The organism is Bartonella sp. CL436QHHD (assembly GCF_042195105.1).
Classification (GTDB): Bacteria; Pseudomonadota; Alphaproteobacteria; order Rhizobiales; family Rhizobiaceae; genus Bartonella.
The window spans coordinates 1-1274 of the sequence record NZ_JBHINR010000036.1 but is presented as its reverse complement, the minus strand read 5'-3'; the positions used below and the strand labels follow the sequence as shown (position 1 = coordinate 1274).

1 protein-coding gene and 1 pseudogene are annotated in these 1274 nt (G+C 40.2%); both read left to right on the top strand.

Annotation, left to right across the window (positions count from 1 at the left end; translation table 11 throughout):
• Positions 1 to 648, top strand: a pseudogene (locus ACFIKN_RS05950) (hypothetical protein); the annotation flags it as partial.
• Positions 590 to 1108 (top strand): hypothetical protein, encoded by a 519-nt coding sequence (locus ACFIKN_RS05945; protein WP_375658065.1) that lies wholly within the window; start codon positions 590 to 592, stop codon positions 1106 to 1108. The pseudogene ACFIKN_RS05950 and the gene ACFIKN_RS05945, both read left to right, overlap by 59 nt.
• Positions 1109 to 1274 lie beyond the last annotated feature (166 nt).

The following is a 1274-nucleotide window of genomic DNA, read 5'->3' as shown; positions in this document are numbered from 1 at the left end:
CAAGCTATAAAGAACCAGAATAAGAATATATATAAAAAAACTAAAACTAACGTTTTAGCAAAAAAAGAAATTGGTTCTGAAGATTTAGAAACAAACGAACAGGTTGACGAGCCAACAGAGGTTGCTGCTGTTGAGAGCACATCAGAGCAAATCACAACGGGTGTAGAAAACCAACCTCCCATTCACGAGCAAGAGAACGTTCCCCAAAAAGCAAAACGAGCGCAAGCTAATCGCGGTTGTCGATTGCCTACGGATTTTGAACCCGATTACGATTTTGCAATCGAAGAGGGCTTGCCTCCAGAGCGCGTGAAAGTCGAAATTGCAAAGTTTCGAGATTTTTGGAAAGCCTGTGCAGGAAAGAATGCTATCAAACGTGATTGGCAAGCAACATGGAGAAACTGGGTGCGAAAGGCTATCGAGGTTTTAGAAAAAACGAAAAACACGAACAACAATGGTGGAAACAATGGAAATTACACTCAAAAGCAAAAAAGCATTGGGGAACGTATCGCAGACAGTCTCCTTGATATCGGAAATCGAGGGTATTTTGAAACACATTCATGCGATGATACCTCCGAGCGGTCCGTTTGTTTTGAAGGATGGCAGCCAATTAACGAAACAGCAGGAATCGATTGCTTTAGAGGCTGGTGATCAATTGCAAGAGCTCTTCGCAGTGAAAGCAGGTAAAGAGGATATAGCAAAAGCAATTCGCATGCTGTCGTGTGGTTTGAAAATAGCACAACAATCAGACCATGAGGGAATGGCGTTGACCTATGGAATGGTTTTGGAAAATGTCTCTGCATGGTCACTGATGACAGTGGTCAAACGGATTTTATGTGATGAAATAAATTGTTTATCCGATACGTTTTTTCCGAGCACACGAGAACTTGTCAGGTTGTGTCGTGATTTGGAAAACGATCTTTTGAGAAAAGTCAATTTTGTACGCAATGCTGTTTTGAGATTCCGTGAAAAGGAGTTGAAAGAACAAGCAGCGAAAGAGCATTCAACGCCTATAACGCTTGTTCACAAGCAAGAGCTTGAAGAGACTTTAAATGGCATTGGTGGGATAATGAAACGCTTTGGTCCACAGCAAACTAGTGAAAAGTGCTGATCATTTTACGATTAGGTATGTGTTTAAATCGACAAAAAGGTACCGTACAAAGCGATTTAAAGATTTTACGATAAAAACAATATCCGCAATATAAAACGCTCTGTACGGTCAAATTTTAGGTAAATAGACCAATTGGTAAAATTATGGACTAAAAACATGAGAATAT